Raw genomic sequence first — 15,935 nt, forward strand, 5'->3', positions numbered from 1 at the left:
GGGTGACGCCAGGGACGTCACCGATGGCCCGGCGGCCGGCCCCGGCCCACGCTGGTGACGTGACCCTGCACCGCATCGCCGGTTCCGCCCGCCTCCGGATCGTCCTCGCGGCGGCCGTCGTCGTCGGCGTCATGCCGTACCTCGTGCTCAAGCTGGTCTGGATGGGTGGAGGTCGGGTCGGGCTGCTCGATCCCGACTTCGGCACGAGCTCGACCATGATGGCCGCGAACGCCCTCACCGTCGTGATGGAGGGAGCGGCGGTGGCCCTCGCGGTGACCTGCGCAGCGCGCTGGCGCCACCGGGTGCCCTCTCCCGTGCTGCTGGCTCCGCTGTGGGTCGGGACCGGTCTGCTGGCCCCGGTCCTGGTGATCGTGCCGCTGCAGGTGGTGCTGGGGACCCCGGAGCGGGCGCCGAGCGAGACGGCCCCGATCGCCGACTGGGTCTTCCTGATGGTCTACGCCGGCTTCCTGTGGCAGGGCGTCGCCCTGCTCACCCTGCTGGGCCTGCTCGCCCACGAACGCTGGGGGCACGTCGCCCGCCTGCGGTCGGTCCGCACCCGGGTGCACGGCACGACCCTCCTTGCGCTGACCCTGCTCACCGCGACCGCCGTCCTCGTCCCGCTCGACGCCCGTCGCCACCCACCGGTCTCCTGGCCCAACCTCCTCGGCGACACCTCGATGGTGCTGGTCGCGGCCGCAGGGCTCCTGCTGCTGCACCTCGGTCGCGGCCCGCGGTGGGGGGCTGCCCTCGCGCTGTGGGTCGGTTCGAGCGCCGTGACGGCGTCGGGCGCCTACCAGCTGGTCCTCGCGACGGTGCCGAACGACCTCGCACCGCCCGGGGGAACCGCATGGGACGTCGTGGCTCCCGCCGTGTCCCTCGTCGCCGGCATCACCACGGTGCTTGCCGTCCGGCTCACGGCCGGACGGACCGACGACCACCGGCCCCACCGTCCGACGGGTCCCGCTCCTGCTCAGGAGCGGCGCGACACCGCGAGGCCGGTGAGGAAGACGAGCAGACCCACGCCGGCGAGCCCGGCGCCCACGACACCGGGGGCGCGGTAGCCGAGGCCACCGGCGATGACGACCGAGCCCACGGCCGCACCCAGGCCGTTGGCGACGTTCAGCGCGGAGTGGTTGAGAGCCGCGCCCAGCATCTCGGCGTCGCCCGCGGCATCCATGAGCCGGATCTGCAGGGCGATCGCGAGGACCGAGCCGAGGATGCCGACCACGAGGATCGTCGCCAGGGCTCCGGCCACGGACGGAGTCAGCCACCACGACGCGACCAGGACGACCGCGAGGATCACGAAGCCACCGACGACCGTGCGCACGACGTCCCAGTCGGCCAGGATGCCCGCCATCCAGGAGCCGAGCACGGACCCGATCCCGAAGGCGAGCAGGAACCACGGGACGGCTGTCGACGCCACGCCCGTGACCTCCGTGACGAGCGGACTCACGTAGCTGTAGAGGGCGAAGACGCCACCGAACCCGACCATGCCGGCGGAGACCGCGAACAGCACCTGCGGCTTCGCGAGAGCTCCGAGCTCCGAGCGAACCGAGGCGGTCGGGTCGCCCGGACGGGCCGGTACGGCGGCGAGCAGCAGCGCTGCGGTCACGACCGCGAGGACGACCACCAGCCAGTAGGCGCTGCGCCAGCCCAGGTTCTGGCCGAGGAAGGTGCTGGCCGGGACGCCCGCCACCGTCGCGACGGACAGGCCGAGCATGACGCCGGCGACCGCGCGCCCACGACGCTCCGGCGGCACCACGGAGGCAGCCAGCAGGGAGGCGACACCGAAGTACGCACCGTGCGGCAGCCCGGCGAGGAAGCGCGCCACCATGAGCTGGTCGTAGCCGGCGGCGAGAGCGGTCGCGGCGTTGCCCACCGCGAGCGCGAGCACCAGCCCCACGGCGAGGGCGCGACGCGGCAGGCGGGCCCCGAGGGAGACGATCAGTGGCGCGCCGACGACGACGCCCAGGGCGTACGCGCTGATGATGTGCCCGGTGCGCGGGATGGACGCTCCGATGCCGGCCGAGATCTCGCGCAGCAGGCCCATAGTCACGAACTCCGTGGTGCCGATGGCGAACCCACCCAGGGCCAGCGCGACGATGGCCAGTGGGGCGTGGGAGGCCCGGGTCTCGGGGCGGGAGTCGACGAGGGTCACGTCTGGTCCAAGACGACGCGTGGACGCGATGTTCCCGGTGTGGCTGAACTCATGCCCCGGTGCCGGCGGTCCCGGGTCGGTGGCGTGGTGGTGGGTGTGGTGCCACCGCGTTGCAGCGAGGCAGTCGGTGGCGCCTCAGTCGAGGTCCGCAGCGCCGGGTACGGGGCCGACCAGCAGTGGCATCAGGGCTCGGACCCGCTCGGCCAGATGGGCAGCGGCCACGTCGGGATCGTCCGTACGAGCAACGAGGGCCTGCTCGAACAGTCCGTCCACGACGGCATAGGCGGTGGGGGCGTCGACGACCACCGTCGTGGAGCTGAGCTCGGCGAACCGCGCGACGATGCGCCAGGTCATGTCCCGCAGGAGCCCGTCGATCTCGGCCACCTGGTCACGCAGGTCCGGCTCGAACATGCTCTGGGTGCGCAGGTCGTACCAGAGCCGGTGCAGACCGTCGTCCTCCAGGAGCGTCCTGCCCATGACGGCGACGATGCCGTCGGCGAGCTCGGCGGTCGTCGTGGCGCTGTCGACCGTCTCGTCGTAGCGCCGTGAGCACAACGTCTTGTAGTGCCGCACGCAGTACGTGATCAGCTCGGTCTTGTCCCGGAAGTAGTAGTGCACGACCCCGTGGCTGAACGGGGAGTTGGCAGCGATCTCCCGCAGCCCGGTCCGGGCGTACCCGAGCTCGCCGAGCGTCCTCAGTGCGGATGCGGCCAGCTCGAGTCGACGTTGCTCGGTCTTGTCGACCCGGGTCACCTGCGCTGTGCCGGACATGGTCCTCCCTCACTCACCCGGCTCAGACTACCCCGACCCGTCCCGAACTTGACGACTGTCCAGAAAACTCTTGACAACTGTCCAGCATTGTGACGATGGTGTGTCGTGCATCACTTCGAGCAAGGAGCATCGACATGAGTGGAATGGACCTCACCGGGCGCACGGCGCTGGTGACCGGCGGAGCCCAAGGGCTCGGCCAAGGCATGGCCGAGGCCCTCGCGGCCGCCGGCGCACGGGTGATGATCGCCGACGTCCAAGGGGACGAGGGGCTCGCCGCCGCTCGGTCCCTGGGCGACGACCACGCCTTCGTGCAGCACGACGTGACCGACGAGGCCAGCTGGGAGAACGCCGTCGCGACGACGGTGTCCACGCTGGGTGGCCTGGACATCCTCATCAACAACGCCGGCATCGAGGTCACCAGCCTCATCACCGAGGTCGACCCGGCCGACGTCCTACGCATGCTCGAGGTCAACGTCCTCGGCACCACGCTCGGGATCAAGCACGGCCTGCGGACCATGCGCCCCGAGGGGGCGGCCGGCCAAGGCGGAGCGATCGTCAACGTGTCCTCCGTCGCCGCGACCATCGCCTTCCCGGGCATCTCGGTCTACTCCGCCACCAAGTCCGCCGTCGACCGACTCACCCGGGTCGCGGCGATGGAGGCCGGCAAGCTCGGTCACGGGGTCCGGGTCAACTGCGTCTACCCCGGGCTGGTGCCGACGGCCATGGGCGCGGGACTGGCCAACGACGTCGCCGCCCTCGGGCTCTTCGAGTCCCCGGAGGCTGCCGTCGGAGCGGTCGTCGACCTCACTCCGGCCGGCCGCCTCGGCGAGGTGCCGGACATCGCGGACGCGGTCGTGTTCCTGGCCTCGGACGCAGCACGGTTCATCACAGGAGTCGGCCTGCCGGTCGACGGCGGAATGGGGATGTGACATGACGAACAAGCCAGTGGTGGTCTACGGGGCCTCCGGATACACAGGACGTCTGGTCTGTGAGTACCTGCGGGAGTACAACGTCCCGTTCGTCGCGGCCGGTCGCAGCGAGGAGACGCTGCGCACGTCCATGGACTCGCACGTGGCCGGGATCGAGACCGCCGACCACGAGGTGGTCGCCGTCGAGCACGACGTGGCCTCCCTGACCCAGCTCTTCACGGGCGCGTCCGTCGTGCTCAACACCGTCGGCCCCTTCAGCGACCTGGGGCCGGAGGTCGTCGAGGCCTGCCTGGCCGCGGGCGTCCACTACACCGACACCACGGGAGAGCAGGACTGGTTGATCACCTGCGAGGAGCAGTTCGGGGCGCGCTTCGCCGCGGCCGGACTGCTGCTCTCCCCCGGGATCGCGCAGATGTACACGACCGGGGAGATCGCGGCCCAGCTCTGCCTGGAGACGCCCGGACTGGACACCCTCGACATCGCGGTCTTCTGGGGCGGGAGCCCCACGATCGCCTCGACCCGGACGATTCTCGTGAACGCCGCAACGTCGACCGCCCACTACCTGGAGCAGAACGCCTACGTTCCGTTCGACGCCGAGCAGGGGCTGGTCCCGCTGGTGGTGCCGGGACAGCACGAGCTCGCGCTGTCCCTGCCCTGGGGCGGGACGTCACACCCGGTGTGGTTCAAGAACGATCCGCGCGTCGCCAGCTGCAAGGCACAGGGCGGGGTCTTCAACACCGCGCTGATGCACGGGGTGCCCCAGATCGTGGCGGGAGCGTTGGAGGCCACCAAGGACATGGACGAGGACGCTCGCGACGCCACGCTCACCGAGACGGCCCGTCAGGTCATGAGCGTGATGCCGCCGAGGGAGAACCCCCGGGTCAACAAGTCCCTGGACTCCGTCCACGCATCCGGTCCCCTCGGGCGAGCGCACTGCGTGATCCACGGGAACAGCAACTACAAGCAGACCGGGTTGCTGCAGGCCTACGCCGCCTACTCCCTGATCCAGACGCCGCCGAGGCGGGTCGGCTTCGCCAGCGGGTGCCAGGCCTTCGGTCACCGTGAGCTCCTGGGTGTGCTGCGCTCGTTCGGGCTCGTCTCCGAGCCGCGCCTGACGATCGAGGGCTGACATGCGGCTCGTCGACCATCTCGACAAGGGCATCTCCGTCGCCCCGGGCGCACCCTGCCTGACGACCGACGGGGTCTCGCTGAGCTATCGAGAGGTCGGCGAGCTCTCCGACCGGATCGCCGGGGGTCTTGCCGCAGCAGGCGTGGCCCCCGGCGCGAAGGTCGCCATCTTGTCCGGCAACGATCCTGTCGCGTTCGCCTGCGTGTTCGGCATCAGTCGGGCCGGGGCGGTCTGGTGCCCGATCAACCCCCGCAACGAGGCCGACGAGAACCGCGAGCTGCTGGACCGGTTCGACTGCGAGGTCCTCATCTACCAGGACTCCTTCGCGGCGCTCGTCGACACCATCGCGCCCGATCTCGACACGATCCACACCTGGGTCTGCCTGGAGGGCCCCCGCGGGGAGCACCTGGGATGGGAGGACTTCCTCGCCGCGGCCCCCGACGGTCCTCGCGTGGACCGTCATGGGCCCGACGACCTGGCGATGATCGTCGGGACCGGTGGGACCACCGGGCGTCCCAAGGGCGTGATGCTCACGCACCACAACCTCGAGGCGATGACGTCCCTCACGCTGATGGGCTACCCGATCGGCGACCGTCCGGTCTACCTCGCCGTGGCCCCTCTCACCCACGCGGCAGGGGTCCTGTGCTTCCCGATCCTCGTCAGCGGCGGGGAGATCGTCATCATGCGCCGGCCGGACGTCACGCTGATGCTGCAGACCGTGGAGCGGCACCGAGTCACGCACCTCTTCCTGCCCCCGACGCTCATCTACATGCTGCTCGACGCACCGACGCTGGGCTCGACCGACCTGAGCTCCCTGCGCTGCTTCTGGTACGGCGCCGCTCCCATGTCGATCGCCCGCCTGCAGGAGGCGATCGAGCGCGTCGGGCCGGTCATGGCCCAGCTCTTCGGACAGACCGAGGCCCCCATGATGATCTCGATGATGCCGCCGCGGGAGCACTTCGAGGAGGACGGCTCCGTCGCGACGTCACGGCTGTCGTCCGCCGGACGCCCCGCTCCTCTGGTCACCGTCGCGATCATGGACGAGCACGGGGCCCTGCTGCGGCCGGGCGAGCGGGGCGAGATCGTCGTCCGGGGCTCGCTGGTCATGGCGGGCTACTACCGCGACCCCGAGGCGACGGCGGCCGCGTCGGAGCACGGGTGGCACCACACCGGCGACATCGGCTACCTCGACGAGGACACCTACCTGTTCATCGTCGACCGGGCCAAGGACATGATCATCACCGGCGGGTTCAACGTGTACTCCGCCGAGGTGGAGCAGGCCCTGATGGAGCACGACGCGGTCCAGGACTGCGCGGTCATCGGCCGACCGGACGAGCGGTGGGGCGAGCGGGTGGTCGCCGTCGTCCAGGCACGACCCGGCCGCGTGGCCGACCCGGAGGAGCTGATCACCTTCGTCAAGGCCTCGATCGGCAGCGTGAAGGCTCCCAAGGAGGTTCACGTGTGGGAGGACCTGCCCCGCTCCAAGGTCGGCAAGGTCACCAAGCCCGAGATCAAGGCCCGCCTGCTCCCCCGCTCCTGACACCGTCTCGACTCGCGCGTTCACCACACGGGAGAGAGGCTGGAGGCACGCGCCCCCACGGGCGATCGCCCCCGACGTCAGGAGCCGGCACATGTCCCACCACGTCCCACAGCCCGACGGTGACCACTCGGTCGCCACCGCCCCCTCCCCGGAGGCCCAGCTCGGCTCCACCACCGAGACCGGCGCACCGGCCGGCTCGGACCGCAACTCCCTCACGCTGGGCGCCGACGGCCCGATCCTGCTGCACGACCGGCACCTGCTGGAGCAGATGGCGCACTTCAACCGGGAGCGTGTCCCGGAGCGCAACGTGCACGCCAAGGGTTCCGGTGCCTTCGGCACGTTCACCACCACCGAGGACGTCAGCGCCTACACCAAGGCCGCGATGTTTCAGCCCGGCGTCGAGACCGAGATGCTCGCGCGCTTCTCCACCGTCGCAGGCGAGCAGGGCTCGCCCGACACGTGGCGCGACCCCCGCGGCTTCGCGCTGAAGTTCTACACGACCGAGGGCAACTACAACCTCGTCGGCAACAACACCCCGGTCTTCTTCGTGCGGGACACGATGAAGTTCCAGCACTTCATCCGCAGCCAGAAGCGTCGCGGCGGCAGCGGCCTGCGCGACAACCACATGCAGTGGGACTTCTGGAGCCTGAACCCGGAGTCGGCCCACCAGGTCACCTACCTGATGGGTGACCGTGGCATCCCCAAGACGTGGCGTCACATGAACGGCTACGGCTCGCACACCTTCCTGTGGATCAACGCGGCCGGTGACAAGCACTGGGTGAAGTACCACTTCCACAGCAACCAGGGTGTCGAGGGCCTCAGCGGCGAGGACGCCGAGTCGATCGCCGGCAAGGACGCGGACTTCCACCGTCGCGACCTGTTCGAGACGATCGAGGCCGGGGACTTCCCGAGCTGGACGCTCTCGGTGCAGCTGATGCCGTACGAGGACGCCAAGGGCTACCGGATCAACCCGTTCGACCTCACCAAGGTCTGGCCGCACGAGGACTACCCGCTGGTCAAGGTCGGCACGATGCAGCTGAACCGGAACCCGGAGAACTTCTTCGCCGAGATCGAGCAGGCGGCCTTCGAGCCGTCCGCGATCGTGCCCGGCATCGGCTTCAGCCCCGACAAGATGCTGCTGGGGCGGGTGTTCTCCTACTCCGACACCCAGCGCTACCGGATCGGGCCGAACTACCACCAGCTGCCCGTCAACCGGCCCAAGAACGTCGAGAACCCGAACACCTACACGTTCGACGGTCCGATGGCCTACGACCACTCCGGCGACGAGGCGAAGTACGCACCGAACTCCGCCGGGCGTGGCTACAGCGACGAGACCGGTGTGGTCGACGACGGCTGGGAGGCCGACGGCGCCATGGTGCGCCAGGCCTACACGCTGCGCGCGGACGACGACGACTGGTCGCAGGCCGGACAGCTCGTGCGCGAGGTGTGGGACGACACCCAGCGCGAGGAGTTCGTGCAGACGGTCGCCGGGCACCTGCTCGGCGGGGTCCAGGGTGACGTCCTCGAGCGGGCCTTCGACTACTGGAAGAACGTCGACGCCGACACCGGAAAGCGCATCGAGGAGCTCGTCCGCTCAGAGCGCGGCGAGCCGAACCCCGGCAGCGAGGACGACGCCGCCAAGGCCGAGGCCACCGATCCGACGGTCGAGCGGGACACGCACGCCCGCTGACCACTGCGCCGGACCCGAACGGCCCCCGACCTCGCTGCGAGGTCGGGGGCCGTTCGTCGTCGGCTCGGGGCCGGGGTCAGAGCGAGAGCGAACCCAGCACGCGGTTGAACGTCTCGGACGGGCGCATCACGGCCTCCGCCTTCTCGTCGTCCGGGCGGAAGTAGCCGCCGACGTCGGCCGGCGAGCCCTGCACGGCGACGAGCTCCTCGGTGATGGCCTGCTCGTTGGACCGCAGCTGCCCGGCGACGTCGGCGAACGCGGCCGCCAGCTCGGCGTCCTCGCTCTGGCGGGCCAGCTCCTCGGCCCAGTAGAGGGCGAGGTAGAAGTGGCTGCCGCGGTTGTCGATCGTGCCGAGCTTGCGTCCCGGGGACCGGTTCTCGTCCAGGAACGTGCCGGTGGCGCGGTCCAGCGTGTCGGCCAGGAACTGCGCCCGCGGGTTGCCGAAGCGCTGCGCGAGGTGCTCGAAGCTGGCCGCGAGGGCCAGGAACTCACCCAGGCTGTCCCAGCGCAGGTAGTTCTCCTTCACCAGCTGCTGCACGTGCTTGGGCGCCGAGCCGCCGGCGCCGGTCTCGAACAGGCCGCCACCGTTGATGAGCGGCACGATCGAGAGCATCTTGGCGCTCGTGCCGAGCTCCAGGATCGGGAAGAGGTCGGTGTTGTAGTCGCGCAGCACGTTTCCGGTGACGCTGATGGTGTCCTCGCCGCGACGGATCCGCTGCACCGAGAAGGTGGTCGCCTCGGTCGGGGCCATCACCTCGATCTGCAGTCCGTCGGTGTCCAGGTCCGCGAGGTACGTCTCGACCTTCGCGATGAGGTTGCGGTCGTGGGCGCGCTGCTCGTCGAGCCAGAAGATCGCCGGGGTGCTGGAGGCGCGAGCCCGCTCGACGGCGAGCTCCACCCAGTTGCGGATGGAGACGTCCTTGGTCTGGCAGGCGCGCCAGATGTCGCCGGCCTCGACGTCGTGGCTCAGCAGCACCGTCCCGGAGGAGTCGACCACCTCCACCCGTCCGTCGGTCTCGATCTCGAAGGTCTTGTCGTGGCTGCCGTACTCCTCGGCCGCCTTGGCCATGAGGCCGACGTTGGGGACGGTGCCCATCGTCGTGGGGTCGTAGGCCCCGTTGGCCTTGCAGTCGTCGATGACGGCCTGGTAGACGCCGGCGTAGCTGCTGTCGGGGATGACGGCCAGGGCGTCGTGCTCGCCGTCGTCCGGGCCCCACATGTGGCCGGACGTGCGGATCATCGCCGGCATGGAGGCGTCGACGATGACGTCGCTCGGCACGTGCAGGTTGGTGATGCCACGGCTCGAGTCGACCATCGCCAGCTCGGGGCCGTCGGCGATCGCCCGGTCGAAGGCGGCACGGATCTCCGCACCGTTCTCCAGGTTCTCCAGCCCGCTGAAGATGGAGGCGAGGCCGTCGCTCGGGCTCAGGCCGGCGGCGGCGAGGGCGTCGCCGTGCTCGGCGAAGACGTCGGCGAAGAAGACCTTGACGACGTGACCGAACAGGATCGGGTCCGAGACCTTCATCATCGTGGCCTTGAGGTGCACCGAGAACAGCACGCCGTCGGCCTTGGCCTTCGCGATCTGCTCGGCCAGGAAGGCGTCGAGGGCGCGGGCGCTCATGAACGTGGCGTCGACGACCTCGCCGTCCAGCACCGGCAGCGACTCCTTGAGCACGGTCTGGGTGCCGTCGGCCGCGACGTGGCGGATCGTCAGCGTGTCGTCGCCGTCGATGACCACGGACGTCTCGTGGGACCGGAAGTCGTCGGCACCCATCGTGGCGACGGAGGTCTTGGAGTCCGCGCTCCACTCGCCCATGGAATGGGGGTTCTTGCGGGCGTAGCTCTTGACCGACGCGGGGGCGCGACGGTCGGAGTTGCCCTGGCGCAGGACGGGATTGACGGCGCTGCCCTTGGTGGTGTCGTAGCGGGCGCGCGCGTCCTTCTCTGCGTCGGTCTGCGGGTCGTCCGGGTAGTCCGGGAGCGCGAAGCCCTTCTCCTGCAGCTCCTTCACCGCGGCCTTGAGCTGGGGCGTGGAGGCGCTGATGTTGGGCAGCTTGATGATGTTGGCCTCGGGCTGCTCCGCGAGGGCGCCCAGCTCGCTGAGCGCGTCGTCGACCTGCTGCTCGGCCGGCAGCTGGTCGGCGAAGGCCGACAGGATGCGCCCGGACAGGGAGATGTCGCGGGTCTCGACCTCCACACCCGCCGTGGAGGCGTAGGCCTCGATCACGGGGAGGAAGGAGTAGGTCGCCAGCATGGGCGCCTCGTCGGTGTGCGTGTAGATGATCTTGGCCATGCGTGGCCACCCCTCATGTCGGTCGACCGGAATCTCTCGACCTCAAGATATCGGTTCGCGCGCCCCACGATCCCGCAGGTCCGCCCGGGCCGGGCACCACCGCGACGCGACGGGGCCCCGAGCCAGTGGCTCGGGGCCCCGTCGTGCGTCGAGCGCTCAGGCGAGGTCGAAGCGGTCCAGCTCCATGACCTTGACCCACGCGTCCACGAAGTCCGCGACGAACGCGTCCGCGGCGTCGTCGCTGGCGTAGACCTCCGCGATCGCGCGCAGCTCGGAGTTCGAGCCGAGCACGAGGTCGACGCGGCTGCCGGTCCAGCGCACCGCGCCGGAGTCGTCACGCGCCTCGTAGTCCACGCCCTCGGTCTGCGAGGCCGTCCACTGCGTCCCGAGGTCGAGCAGGTTGACGAAGAAGTCGTTCGTCAGCTGACCGACGCGATCGGTGAGCACGCCGAGGTCGGAGCGGTCGTGGTTCGCTCCGAGGGCCCGCAGGCCGCCCACGAGGACGGTCATCTCCGGGGCGCTGAGGTTCAGCAGGTTGGCCCGGTCCAGCAGCAGGTACTCCGCCGGCATCTGGGCGCCCTTGCCGAGGTAGTTCCGGAACCCGTCGGCGCGCGGCTCCATCCAGTCGAAGGACTCGGCGTCGGTCTGCTCGTCGGTGGCGTCGACGCGCCCCGGGGTGAAGGGCACCTCGACCTCACGCCCTGCCGCCTTGGCCGCCTGCTCCACTCCGACACCGCCGGCGAGGACGATGACGTCGGCGAGCGAGACGTGCGTCCCACCGGACTGCGCGGCGTTGAACTCGGACTGCACGCCCTCCAGCGCCCCCAGGGCGCGACGCAGCTCGGCCGGGTTGTTGACCTCCCAGCCGTTCTGCGGAGCGAGCCGCACCCGTGCGCCGTTGGCGCCACCGCGCTTGTCGCTGCCGCGGAAGGAGGCCGCGGAGGCCCACGCCGTGGCGACGAGGTCGCTCACGCCCAGGCCGGTGGCTGCGATGCGCTCCTTGAGGTCCGCGACGCCGGCGGCGTCGACGACCGTGCCCTCGGGCTCGGGCAGGGGGTCCTGCCAGATGAGGGTCTCGCTGGGCACCTCGGGGCCGAGGTAGCGCACGACGGGTCCCATGTCGCGGTGGGTCAGCTTGAACCAGGCGCGGGCGAACGCGTCGGCGAACTCGGCCGGGTTCTCGTGGAAGCGACGCGAGATGGGCTCGTAGATCGGGTCCATCCGCAGCGCCAGGTCCGTCGTGAGCATCGTGGGCACGCGACGGGCCGACTCCGGCATGGGTCCGGGCACGGCGTCCGTGCCGGCGCCGTCCTTGGGCTGCCACTGGTGCGCACCGGCGGGGCTCTTGGTGAGCTCCCACTCGAAGCCGAAGAGGTGGTCGAAGAACCCGTTGCTCCACTGCGTCGGCGTGCTGGTCCAGGTGACCTCGAGGCCGCTGGTGATGGCGTCCTCGCCCTTGCCGGTGCCGAAGCTGTTCTTCCAGCCCAGCCCCTGGTCCTCCAGGGAGGCGCCCTCGGGCTCGGGACCGACGTGCTCGTCGGGGTCGGCCGCACCGTGGGTCTTGCCGAAGGTGTGGCCACCGGCGATGAGCGCGACGGTCTCCTCGTCGTTCATCGCCATCCGGCCGAACGTCTCGCGGATGTCCCGGGCCGAGGCCAGGGGATCGGGCTCGCCGTTGGGACCCTCGGGGTTGACGTAGATGAGGCCCATCTGGACCGCCGCGAGGGGCTTCTCCAGCTCCCGGTCGCCGGTGTAGCGATCGTCGCCGAGCCACTCGGTCTCCGGTCCCCAGTACACGTCGTCGTCCGGCTCCCAGACGTCCTCGCGGCCGCCGGCGAAGCCGAAGGTCTCAAAGCCCATCGACTCAAGCGAGACGTTGCCGGTGAGGACCAGGAGGTCCGCCCAGGACAGGCTGCGACCGTACTTCTTCTTGACCGGCCACAGCAGCCGCCGGGCCTTGTCGAGGTTGCCGTTGTCGGGCCAGCTGTTCAGCGGTGCGAAGCGCTGCTGCCCGGCCCCGGCGCCACCGCGACCGTCCCACACGCGGTAGGTGCCGGCGCTGTGCCAGGCCATGCGGATCATGAGCGGGCCGTAGTGGCCGAAGTCTGCGGGCCAGAAGTCCTGGGACGTCGTGAGCACCTGCTCGATGTCGCGCTTGACCTCGGCGAGGTCGAGGGACTCAAAAGCCGCGGCGTAGTCGAACTCGCCGCCCAGCGGGTTGGCGACCGCGGGGTTCTTGGCCAGGATCTTCAGGTTGAGGCTCTCGGGCCACCACACCTTGTTGGCGTTGCGCTCGGTGGGGTAGGGCAGCTTGCCGTGTCCGACAGGGCACGCGCCGGCTGCCTCCTGCGGCTGGTTCATCTCGCCGACCTCGGCGTCGGGCTTCCCGGCGGTGTCGTGTGCGGGGTCAGTCATGGTCGTCCTTCCGGTGTGTCAGGGAGCGTGCGGTGCTGCAGTCGGGGCACAGGCCCCAGTACGTGACCTCGGCCTCGTCGATGACGAAGCCGTGGTGGTCCTCGGTGTGCAGGCAGGGCGCATGCCCCACCGTGCAGTCCACGTCGGCGATCGCGCCGCAGGAGCGGCACACGACGTGATGATGGTTGTCGCCGACCCGCAGCTCGTAGCGAGCCGACGAGCCGGCCGGCTCGATGCGACGCACGAGCGTGGCGTCGGTCAGGGCGTGCAGGACGTCGTAGACGGCCTGGGTGGAGACGGTCCCCAGCTCGGCGCGGGCCAGGTCGGCGACCGCCTCCGCGTCGGCGTGGGGGTGGGCCTCGAGTGCCGCCATCACCGCGAGCCGTGGCCGGGTGACGCGCAGGCCGTGGGCGCGCAGGACGGCGCCGACGTCCTCGGCCCCGGACTTCCCCGCCGCGATCACCATGGATCCATCATGACAGATTTTCTGGAACAGTTCCAGAAAGGCTCCCTGCTCGGGTCTCGCCACCCTGGGGAGCCGACGGCGCGCTGGTGGGCTAGTTTCGGAGATGCACCGCCCAGAATCGTCGCAAAGTGTCGTCCCCAAGGAGCATCTTCGTGAGCACCCCCGTCAAGGTCGCCGTCACCGGCGCCGCCGGCCAGATCGGCTACAGCCTTCTCTTCCGCATCGCCAGTGGGGCCCTGCTGGGCCCGGACACACCGGTCCAGCTGCGTCTGCTGGAGATCACTCCCGCCCTCAAGGCGCTCGAGGGCGTCGTCATGGAGCTGGACGACTGCGCGTTCGACACGCTGGACTCCGTGGAGATCGGCGACGACGCCACCACCATCTTCGACGGCGTGAACCTCGCCCTGCTCGTCGGTGCCCGCCCGCGGAGCAAGGGCATGGAGCGCGGCGACCTGCTGGAGGCCAACGGCGCCATCTTCACCGCCCAGGGCAAGGCCCTGAACGAGGTCGCCGCCGACGACGTGCGCATCGGCGTCACCGGCAACCCGGCCAACACCAACGCCCTCATCGCCTTGAGCAACGCTCCCGACATCCCGACCGAGCGCTTCAGCGCGCTCACCCGCCTGGACCACAACCGGGCCCTGAGCCAGCTGGCCGCCAAGACCGGCGCCAAGGTCTCCGACATCAGCAAGATGACGATCTGGGGCAACCACTCGGCCACGCAGTACCCGGACATCTTCCACGCCGAGATCGCCGGTCGGAACGCCGCCGAGGTCGTCGACGACCAGGCCTGGATCGCCGACGACTTCATCCCGACGGTCGCCAAGCGTGGCGCTGCGATCATCGATGCCCGCGGCGCTTCTTCGGCCGCGTCTGCCGCGTCGGCCACGATCGACGCGGCCCGCGACTGGCTGACCGGCACCCCCGAGGGCGACTGGGCCTCGATGGCCGTCGCGTCCGACGGGTCCTACGGCATCCCCGAGGGACTCATCTACTCCTACCCCGTCACCACGAGCAACGGTGACTGGGAGATCGTCCAGGGCCTTCAGATCGACGACTTCAGCCGGGGCAAGATGGACGCCACCGCCGCCGAGCTCGTCGAGGAGCGCGACGCGGTCAAGGAGCTCGGCCTCATCTGAGCCCTCATCCCCAAGATTCGTGAGCCCCTGCACCCACAAGGTCGTGATTGGACCTGATCGGGTGCAGGGGCTCACGAATTTCGGTGCCTGGGCCGGCGGGCCGCACCCTGCCTCAGGCCGGCGGGCCGGGGGGAACGACGACGCTGAGGACGACCAGGCTCGCGCCGAGCGTCGTCATCCAGAAGATGTCGAAGGCCTTGCCACGCACCCGGAGCATGCCCACGTGGTCCTGCGGGGTCACGACGCGAGCGACCGCACCGACGAGGAAGGAGACGCCGATGGCGAGGACCCCGACGCGCCAGGCGCCCAGGCCCACCAGGGCGAGTCCGCCCGCCACCCCGAGGAGCAGGAGCAGGTAGATCCGCGACCCGCGACTGCGGGGAACGAGCGATCTCACCGGCCGACGCGCTTCTCGGCCTCGTCGACGACGTTGCTCAGGAGCATCGCGCGAGTCATCGGTCCGACCCCACCGGGGTTCGGCGCCACCCAGCCGGCGACGTCGTGGACGTCCGGAGCCAGGTCGCCGACGATCCTGCCCCCGTCGTCCCGGCTCACGCCGACGTCGAGCAGGGCCGCTCCGGGCTTGACCATGTCGGCGGTGATGATGCCCGGGACCCCGGCCGCGGCGACGACGATGTCGGCCTGTCGGACGTGGGCGGCGAGGTCGCGCGTGCCGGTGTGGCAGAGCGTCACGGTGGCGTTCTCGCTGCGGCGCGTCAGGAGCAGCCCCAGTGGACGCCCCACCGTGATCCCCCGCCCGACGACGACGACCTCCGCGCCTGCGATCGCCACGTCGTGTCGACGCAGCAGCTCCACGATGCCGCGCGGCGTGCAGGGCAATGGGGCCTCGCGACCGAGGACCAGCCAGCCGAGGTTGGTGGGGTGCAGGCCGTCGGCGTCCTTGTCGGGGTCGATCCGGCCGATGACGGCGTTCTCGTCCAGTCCGCGGGGCAACGGCAGCTGGACGATGTAGAGGGTGCAGGCGGGGTCGGCGTTGAGCTGGTCGACCGCGGCCTCGACCTCGGCCTGCGTCGCCGTGGCCGGCAGGTCGATGCGGATCGACTCGAGGCCCACCTCGGCGCAGTCGCGGTGCTTGGCCCCGACGTACCACTGGCTGCCGGGGTCGTCGCCGACCAGGATCGTGCCCAGGCCCGGCACGAGGCCCTGGTCGCGCAGCCGCGCCACGCGGGAGGTGAGGTCGGTCTTGATGGCGGCCGCCGTGGCCTTGCCGTCGAGGATCTGCGCCGTCACGCTGAAGAGTCTGTCACGGGCGGGCGGCCTCGTGGGCCGGTGGTTGGGTCAGCCCACGGGCAGGCTCGGCACGGGCGAAGCGTCGCATGGAGTCTCCTCGTGGCTGGATCGGGACCCGCCCATGGCCAGACCCAGGCCATAGTGTGTACGCACC

Annotated in this window: 13 protein-coding genes; 6 read left to right on the plus strand and 7 right to left on the minus strand. The window is 70.5% G+C overall.

What is annotated here, in order from left to right:
- Window positions 1–59: 59 nt before the first annotated feature.
- A complete protein-coding gene (locus tag ACHAAC_RS01880; RefSeq protein WP_435714189.1) occupies window positions 60–1,061 on the plus strand; it encodes a hypothetical protein in 1,002 nt (333 codons plus the stop codon).
- Here the strand turns inward: ACHAAC_RS01880 and ACHAAC_RS01885 are convergent.
- Window positions 971–2,158 carry an MFS transporter gene (locus ACHAAC_RS01885; protein WP_435714190.1) on the minus strand — a complete coding sequence of 396 codons (1,188 nt, stop codon included), beginning with the start codon at window positions 2,156–2,158 and terminating at the stop codon, window positions 971–973. The genes ACHAAC_RS01880 and ACHAAC_RS01885 overlap by 91 nt on opposite strands.
- Before the next feature lie 135 nt (window positions 2,159–2,293).
- The gene (locus ACHAAC_RS01890; RefSeq protein WP_435714192.1) at window positions 2,294–2,929 is read right to left on the minus strand and encodes a TetR/AcrR family transcriptional regulator; all 636 of its coding nucleotides are present in this window, start codon (window positions 2,927–2,929) and stop codon (window positions 2,294–2,296) included.
- Between the two features lie 134 nt (window positions 2,930–3,063).
- Between ACHAAC_RS01890 and ACHAAC_RS01895 the strand changes: the two genes are divergently transcribed.
- From ACHAAC_RS01895 to ACHAAC_RS01910, 4 genes are all read left to right on the plus strand, one after another.
- The gene (locus ACHAAC_RS01895) at window positions 3,064–3,858 is read left to right on the plus strand and encodes an SDR family NAD(P)-dependent oxidoreductase (protein ID WP_435714194.1); all 795 of its coding nucleotides are present in this window, start codon (window positions 3,064–3,066) and stop codon (window positions 3,856–3,858) included.
- A gap of 1 nt (window position 3,859) precedes the next feature.
- On the plus strand, window positions 3,860–4,987 hold the full coding sequence (locus ACHAAC_RS01900; RefSeq protein WP_435714196.1) for a DUF5938 domain-containing protein: 1,128 nt from the start codon (window positions 3,860–3,862) through the stop codon (window positions 4,985–4,987).
- Between the two features lies 1 nt (window position 4,988).
- A complete protein-coding gene (locus ACHAAC_RS01905) occupies window positions 4,989–6,527 on the plus strand; it encodes an AMP-binding protein (protein WP_435714197.1) in 1,539 nt (512 codons plus the stop codon).
- A gap of 91 nt (window positions 6,528–6,618) precedes the next feature.
- Window positions 6,619–8,217, plus strand: a complete 1,599-nt coding sequence (locus ACHAAC_RS01910; RefSeq protein ID WP_435714199.1) for a catalase — start codon at window positions 6,619–6,621, stop codon at window positions 8,215–8,217.
- A 76-nt stretch (window positions 8,218–8,293) separates the two neighbouring features.
- Here the strand turns inward: ACHAAC_RS01910 and ACHAAC_RS01915 are convergent, their stop codons facing one another.
- The 3 genes from ACHAAC_RS01915 to ACHAAC_RS01925 form a co-directional block, all read right to left on the minus strand.
- Complete coding sequence (locus ACHAAC_RS01915; RefSeq protein ID WP_435714200.1) at window positions 8,294–10,510, minus strand: NADP-dependent isocitrate dehydrogenase; 2,217 nt, start codon at window positions 10,508–10,510, stop codon at window positions 8,294–8,296.
- A gap of 156 nt (window positions 10,511–10,666) precedes the next feature.
- Window positions 10,667–12,871 carry a catalase/peroxidase HPI gene (gene katG / locus ACHAAC_RS01920; protein WP_435714763.1) on the minus strand — a complete coding sequence of 735 codons (2,205 nt, stop codon included), beginning with the start codon at window positions 12,869–12,871 and terminating at the stop codon, window positions 10,667–10,669.
- Window positions 12,872–12,917: 46 nt separating this feature from the next.
- A complete protein-coding gene (locus ACHAAC_RS01925; protein WP_435714201.1) occupies window positions 12,918–13,391 on the minus strand; it encodes a Fur family transcriptional regulator in 474 nt (157 codons plus the stop codon).
- Window positions 13,392–13,543: 152 nt separating this feature from the next.
- On the opposite strand from ACHAAC_RS01925, the gene ACHAAC_RS01930 reads away from it, so the two are divergent.
- Window positions 13,544–14,530, plus strand: a complete 987-nt coding sequence (locus ACHAAC_RS01930; protein ID WP_435714203.1) for a malate dehydrogenase — start codon at window positions 13,544–13,546, stop codon at window positions 14,528–14,530.
- 112 nt (window positions 14,531–14,642) lie between these two features.
- Here the strand turns inward: ACHAAC_RS01930 and ACHAAC_RS01935 are convergent, their stop codons facing one another.
- Both ACHAAC_RS01935 and ACHAAC_RS01940 read right to left on the minus strand, forming a co-directional pair.
- Window positions 14,643–14,927 (minus strand): DUF3017 domain-containing protein, encoded by a 285-nt coding sequence (locus ACHAAC_RS01935; RefSeq protein WP_435714205.1) that lies wholly within the window; start codon window positions 14,925–14,927, stop codon window positions 14,643–14,645.
- A complete protein-coding gene (locus ACHAAC_RS01940; protein ID WP_435714207.1) occupies window positions 14,924–15,781 on the minus strand; it encodes a bifunctional methylenetetrahydrofolate dehydrogenase/methenyltetrahydrofolate cyclohydrolase in 858 nt (285 codons plus the stop codon). The genes ACHAAC_RS01935 and ACHAAC_RS01940 overlap by 4 nt, the downstream gene beginning before the upstream one ends.
- Window positions 15,782–15,935: the final 154 nt, after the last annotated feature.

The sequence above is a fragment of the Aeromicrobium sp. CF4.19 genome, assembly GCF_051262555.1.
Lineage (GTDB): Bacteria > Actinomycetota > Actinomycetes > Propionibacteriales > Nocardioidaceae > Aeromicrobium.

What these genes read in the sequence shown, in the direction of transcription:
- ACHAAC_RS01890 (WP_435714192.1), bottom strand. Translation starts at nt 2,929, where the DNA reads ATGTCCGGCACAGCGCAGGTGACCCGGGTCGACAAGACCGAGCAACGT.
- ACHAAC_RS01895 (WP_435714194.1), top strand. Translation starts at nt 3,064, where the DNA reads ATGAGTGGAATGGACCTCACCGGGCGCACGGCGCTGGTGACCGGCGGA.
- ACHAAC_RS01900 (WP_435714196.1), top strand. Translation starts at nt 3,860, where the DNA reads ATGACGAACAAGCCAGTGGTGGTCTACGGGGCCTCCGGATACACAGGA.
- ACHAAC_RS01905 (WP_435714197.1), top strand. Translation starts at nt 4,989, where the DNA reads ATGCGGCTCGTCGACCATCTCGACAAGGGCATCTCCGTCGCCCCGGGC.
- ACHAAC_RS01910 (WP_435714199.1), top strand. Translation starts at nt 6,619, where the DNA reads ATGTCCCACCACGTCCCACAGCCCGACGGTGACCACTCGGTCGCCACC.
- ACHAAC_RS01915 (WP_435714200.1), bottom strand. Translation starts at nt 10,510, where the DNA reads ATGGCCAAGATCATCTACACGCACACCGACGAGGCGCCCATGCTGGCG.
- katG (WP_435714763.1), bottom strand. Translation starts at nt 12,871, where the DNA reads ATGAACCAGCCGCAGGAGGCAGCCGGCGCGTGCCCTGTCGGACACGGC.
- ACHAAC_RS01925 (WP_435714201.1), bottom strand. Translation starts at nt 13,391, where the DNA reads ATGGTGATCGCGGCGGGGAAGTCCGGGGCCGAGGACGTCGGCGCCGTC.